The organism is Sulfuricurvum sp., from assembly GCF_049305995.1.
Lineage (GTDB): Bacteria > Campylobacterota > Campylobacteria > Campylobacterales > Sulfurimonadaceae > Sulfuricurvum.
This window is the reverse complement of record NZ_JBAQPS010000283.1, coordinates 1-5,373: the sequence shown is the minus strand read 5'-3', so window position 1 is coordinate 5,373 and position 5,373 is coordinate 1. Positions and strand designations below refer to the sequence as shown.

Sequence of the window (5,373 nt, the reverse complement as noted above, 5' to 3'; positions counted from 1 at the left end):
GGGATACTCCACTTCAACTATCAGGGTGTTACCCATAAAAATTATGGCTTTATGTTTGAAAAAGGATTTGATCCCGATCGGATTGTTTATGTTCGTCCTGAAAATAACTCGATAGAGAAGCTCAAAGACGGAAGTGTCAAACTCTCATTTGCCAATACGGATCGTTATTCCTATGTTCAACGGGCGTATAAAGATGATTTTCTAGTTTCTGAAGAGAATGGGGTTTATAAAATACTTTTAAGCGGAGGGGATTGTAAAAGCAGCCCTGATTGTGTGACCGCAGAAAATATTTTGACGGTTAATATACCTAAGGGATATGGTGTTCGTAAATATCAAGGATTGGATCAGGATCTGAAGCCTCTTAAAAATCCTCAGTGGCAAATCAAAGGCAATATCTTTACCCTGACAGCTTTGGATGTTAAAGGGGCATGTGTCATGATGGATATTGAGAAGCTCAAGCCAAGACAAATGATTGCTCCACTTGGGAATGTGAATCCAAAAAAACCTTTGAAAACTTCTGACGTGATCCCTAAAGAAGAAATTTTGAGTACGTCTGCCATAGAACCGTCGATAAATGCTTCCGTTCAAAACAAGAACGTACCTGAACATAGCGTTGATGTAGCGATATCTCATGTGGAGCCAAAAATCGAAAAACCAGTTTCGGTTGTAAAGCCGATTATCGAACAAACGGTTGTTTCCACCATAGAACCAGCACCTTATTTCCGTAATTTTCAGTTATTCGATAGTCGTCTCGTAGCATTGAATGAAGCAGGTAAGGAGCGTCTAAACGATTGGGCAAAACGTTTTAAGGCCAGTGGGAAGAAAATGATTATTATCAATGCCTATACCGATGATATTCCGCCTCAACGTCTTAAACACCTTTACGAGACCAATGAAATTATTTCGGAAGCACGGGGTAAACTGGTTGCCGAATATTTAGCAGGAGAGGGAATCGATCCGAACATTATCACCGTAAACGGAATGGGGGATGCTGATCCGGTAGCTTCGAATACCACCGAAGAGGGACGTTCTAAAAATAGACGGGTTGAGTTTATCCTTAATTAGTGCATATCATCCAAGGGTTCTTCAGTATGAGGATCAATTTATCAATATAGCTGTGAATTTGATCTTCAGTTGGTCGGTTTTACATAGATAAAGTTTATCATAATCATCTTTGGAGTAGTGTTAGGGTAAAAATAAGGTAAAATGATGACGGGTGTTTGCAAAGTACCCTAAATTCCGACAAAAAGAATTTTATGCTTACTATAAATGAAACGGTTATTCCCGAAGGGGATATAGAGCTCGGTGATAATCTTCTTTATTATGATTATAATATCGATCATATTTTATCTCTTGAAGCCAAAGGTATGAGTATCGAAGATGAGGGATATTTAAGTGCTTTTCGTTCCTTTGAGGGGGAAGTGTATGAGAACTATATTTATGAAAAACTTCTCCGTTACGCTGCTAATGAATCCCGTATTAAAAGTTTTATTATCAAAGGTCCGCATAAACATCGTACCCGTGCGCAGAGTGACGCCTTATCGGTAAGTTGGAAAGGGCAGATTATCTATCGTGCTCGCCACAAAGAGATCGGGGAGTTTGACGGACTGTTATTTACTGATAAAGAGCTCTATTTTGTGGAAATGACCCTCGTTAAATCGGTGAGTAATCTTAAAAAACGGCTCCGTAAAAAACGGGCATTGCTCGAAGTATTATTTCCCCGCTACAGTGTCAAAGCCATTTTGGTACTGAACGAAGGGGCAACGGGAACTTCCGATTTGCCGCCGTATGCATCCGTATGGCTTACTAAGCCCTACAGTGCCCGTCATATATTAGAACGACTCAGTACTAAATCACCGCGCGCTCCAATGATCCGTATTGAGAGTGACAAAATTGCTCATGCCGAAGAACTTAAAATTTCGGCTTTTAAATATTATGCGACACTCTCATGGATGTTACGCTCATTACGGGGAAAAGATCCGATAGATATTGATTTTTTTCGTAAACCGACGACGCAGCGTTACCATGATATTTATACAAAAGTGTATGTTGGGTATCTTTCTGTTGAAGATTTTAAAACTTTTGTACCGGATTTAAACTGGAATGGTTCAAATGCCTCTCGTGTTGTAGTTGCGATAGAAAAAGATCATTCAGGAGGGTATTTTCTCACCTATTTTGTCCGTCATAGTGCTAAAAAGCTTGATAATATCACCATTTTTTCAGGGGTTAGCAAGGTAGCAAAAAAAGATCCTTTCGGTATTACTCTCACCGAAATGAATCATTTGGATAAAATAATGGACTCAAATTTCGTTCTTACCCTTGCGGAGCATACAGAGCTTCAAAATACGGTTGAAAAACTAACCCATTAATGGGTTAGTTTTATCCTTATTTCATCAAAAATTCATAAATCATTGCTACTATTTGCGCAAAAATAAATTTTGTTTATGCTTATTAGGCTACACTTTTATATTATTACGTGCAAATAAAGGATTTTTTATGAAACAAATAATGGTTTTATTCCTAATGGTTTTAAGTCTGTGGAGTGCTCCCTATAAGGTAGGTCAATCCGTTATGCCACTGGATTTGAGTGATCAATATGGTAAACGTTATACCCTCAAAGCGATGCCAAAAACATTAATTATGGCTTTTGAAAAAAGTACCGGAGCAACGGTTAATGAATATTTGACGGTTCAGGAAAAAGGGTATCTTGCCAAAAATAAAGCGGCATTTGTCGCCGATATCTCTCAAATGCCGAAATTCATCACCGAGAGTTTCGCATTGCCGAAAATGCGCAAATACTCCCATACGGTTTTGTTGATCCAAGACGAACAGCAAGGGTTAAATTTTCCGGCACAAGAAGATAAAATCACCGTGATGAAATTTCGCGGTAATTTTCTCACAAAAGTGGAATTCATAGAGACAGCCGAACAACTCAAAAAAGCGATTGAGCAGTGATAACGCCGCTCAAAGCACTTCGTAAAAATCGGTTTAAAACCGCCCTTATTTTTATCAGTATGAGTGTCTCTATCGCTGCCATATTTCTCATCAGTGCCATTTCAGGCGGAGTAGTGAGCATGTACAGTTCGATGCTCAAAACTGATGGAGATATTATCGTCACCCAAAAAGGGATTGCCGATACGTTTTTCAGTGATATTAATCGTTCGGTTAGTGATGAGATTTTTAAGATAGATGGGGTAAAAGAGGTGAGTGCTCTCATTTTAGGGGCGGCTCCGGTAGAGCCTCTCCCGATCGTCGGTATTTACGGTGCGAGTGAAAATCGGTTTAAAAGTTATACCCTCAAAAAAGGCTCTTACCCTGCAGTGGGTGAAGTGATGTTGGGATCTAAAATTTATGAAACGCTCAAGCACCCTGAAACGATATCACTTTCGAAAAAAGAGTTTCGTGTCAGCGGTGTTTTTAAAAGCCGTATCGGATTTGAGGATGGCGGAGTCGTAATGCCTTTAGATAATGCGGGAGAGGTGTTTCATAAAAGTGCTTCTCTTTTTCTCATCGCACTCGATGATTTGAGTCAAAGCGATACCATCATCGCACGGATTAACAAAACCTATCCCGAAATGGAAGCAAAAACAACCGATGGGTTTATCGACTCCTACAACCAGTTCAAAATCATCAAAACGAGCTCAGACGTGATCGGGGCAATGGCATTTTTGATGGGAATTCTAGGCATCGTGAGCATGATGAGTATGGTGGTGAATGATCGTAAAGCCGAATTTGGGATTATGCGTTCCATCGGTCTCTCATCGAGTACCATTATTTTTAAACTTCTCAGTGAGACGCTGATTATTGCCGTATTGGCATTTGTTGTAGCGTATGGGGTTTCAATCGGAGTGTTGGAGCTGATCGAGCACGCCGAAAAATTCCAAGGCTACATTAACGGTGAGATCACGTTTGCGTTAGCCCTGAAAGTCTTTATCGTCTCGGTGAGCATGGCACTCTTTGGGACATTACTCCCTGCGGTGTATGCGGCGCGAATAGATCCTATGAGTCTGATCCAACGAGGTGGCGCATGAAAATCGAAGCACTGGGCGTTGAGCAATTCTACGGACATGAAAAAGTGTTAAACGGCGTCGATATTACGATTCTACCGGGGAGCTTTACGGCCATCATCGGAGAGAGCGGGAGCGGTAAAACGACACTCCTCTCGATCCTCTCAACATTGTTGCAACCCTCGCAAGGGATCGTCCGTTACGATGGCAAAACCTTGAGCGAACTGGGAAATATTGACCGTTTCCGTCGGCACAACATCGGGTTTGTGTTTCAATTTCACTATCTCATCTCCTATTTGACCTTGCGCGAAAATATTGCACTGGGTGCGATTGAGGAGAGTCGTGTTGAGTCGTTATTGCAATCACTGGGAATTGCCAAACTCTCCCACCGCTACAGCGATGAGGTCTCAGGGGGAGAGCGTCAGCGTGCCGCCATCGCCAGAGCGTTGGTAAATGCTCCCTCCGTTGTGTTCGCTGATGAGCCGACGGGGAATTTGGATAGTAAAAATGCTCTTGGGGTGTATGAATTGTTTCGAGAGTTTTCACGCACAGGGACAGGATTTGTGGTCGCGTCGCACGACAAAAAGATAGCCGATTATGCAGATATTATCATCGAAATGGAGGATGGCATTGTTAAACAAATTCATAAATAATGAACTTCCCCTTGCGTTTGTATGGCTGATTCTCGGACTATTTGCAGGGCTTGTTTATGCAGTAGAGATGTTAGGAGTAGATGGTTCTATGACACTTCTATCGCCTGAGCGTGCACGATCACTCCATATTTCGCAGATGTTGTACGGCTTTTTTCCACTGATGCTCTCCTTACTCCCCTTTGCCCTTTTCCAAAAAGAGGGGGTTTTATCGGAAAAAGCGATAGGACATTTACGCCGTTACTTCATCGTGTGGAATCTATTTTTGCTCTTTATGTCTATGGCATTGCTGTTCGGAAATATTCGGGGCTTGCCATTTTACGATTTCCCCTATCAGCTGAATTTTCTCCTTGCTTTTAGTGGTCTGTTTTATCTCCTCGCCCTCATCGATGCGCTTCGCCGTTATGAAAAGCGTCCGCTATGGGTCAATGTCTCGCTTGCAGCTGTTATCGCCGCTCCTATTGCTCTCGTGGTTTTGATGAACCCGCAATACGGTCAGGTGGAGCAAACCCTTGTCGGACCGCATGGTGATAATACATTGGGGATGAGTTTTACACTGATCCCGATCTACTATCTCCTAATCAAACTGGTCGCTACGCAGGAGTTCAAACCGCGATGGCACTGGTTGTGGATTGTCCCGTTAGTGGGGTATGTGCTATCTCTCATCATCCGTAATTTTTTCCATACCCTGAGTTACAACGAAGAGTGGTTTTTTC

General features: G+C 42.0%; 5 protein-coding genes and 1 pseudogene. All 6 read left to right on the top strand.

Features of this window, described 5'->3' with window-relative positions; translation table 11 throughout:
- Nucleotides 1-1,065, top strand: a 1,065-nt coding sequence (locus WA010_RS09780) for an OmpA family protein (RefSeq protein WP_422556938.1), incomplete at its 5' end; no start/stop codon positions are given.
- 191 nt (nucleotides 1,066-1,256) lie between these two features.
- A complete protein-coding gene (locus WA010_RS09775) occupies nucleotides 1,257-2,369 on the top strand; it encodes a hypothetical protein (protein ID WP_422556937.1) in 1,113 nt (370 codons plus the stop codon).
- A gap of 127 nt (nucleotides 2,370-2,496) precedes the next feature.
- The gene (locus WA010_RS09770) at nucleotides 2,497-2,955 is read left to right on the top strand and encodes a hypothetical protein (protein ID WP_422556936.1); all 459 of its coding nucleotides are present in this window, start codon (nucleotides 2,497-2,499) and stop codon (nucleotides 2,953-2,955) included.
- Nucleotides 2,952-4,031, top strand: a complete 1,080-nt coding sequence (locus tag WA010_RS09765) for an ABC transporter permease (RefSeq protein WP_422556935.1) — start codon at nucleotides 2,952-2,954, stop codon at nucleotides 4,029-4,031. Before WA010_RS09770 ends, WA010_RS09765 begins: the two co-directional genes overlap by 4 nt.
- Nucleotides 4,028-4,660, top strand: a complete 633-nt coding sequence (locus WA010_RS09760; RefSeq protein ID WP_422556934.1) for an ABC transporter ATP-binding protein — start codon at nucleotides 4,028-4,030, stop codon at nucleotides 4,658-4,660. The genes WA010_RS09765 and WA010_RS09760 overlap by 4 nt, the downstream gene beginning before the upstream one ends.
- Nucleotides 4,632-5,373 (top strand): annotated as a pseudogene (locus tag WA010_RS09755) (hypothetical protein); the annotation flags it as partial. The gene WA010_RS09760 and the pseudogene WA010_RS09755, both read left to right, overlap by 29 nt.

Excerpts from the sequence above, each read along its gene's own strand:
- WA010_RS09775 (WP_422556937.1), top strand. The coding sequence starts at position 1,257 with ATGCTTACTATAAATGAAACGGTTATTCCCGAAGGGGATATAGAGCTC.
- WA010_RS09770 (WP_422556936.1), top strand. The coding sequence starts at position 2,497 with ATGAAACAAATAATGGTTTTATTCCTAATGGTTTTAAGTCTGTGGAGT.
- WA010_RS09760 (WP_422556934.1), top strand. The coding sequence starts at position 4,028 with ATGAAAATCGAAGCACTGGGCGTTGAGCAATTCTACGGACATGAAAAA.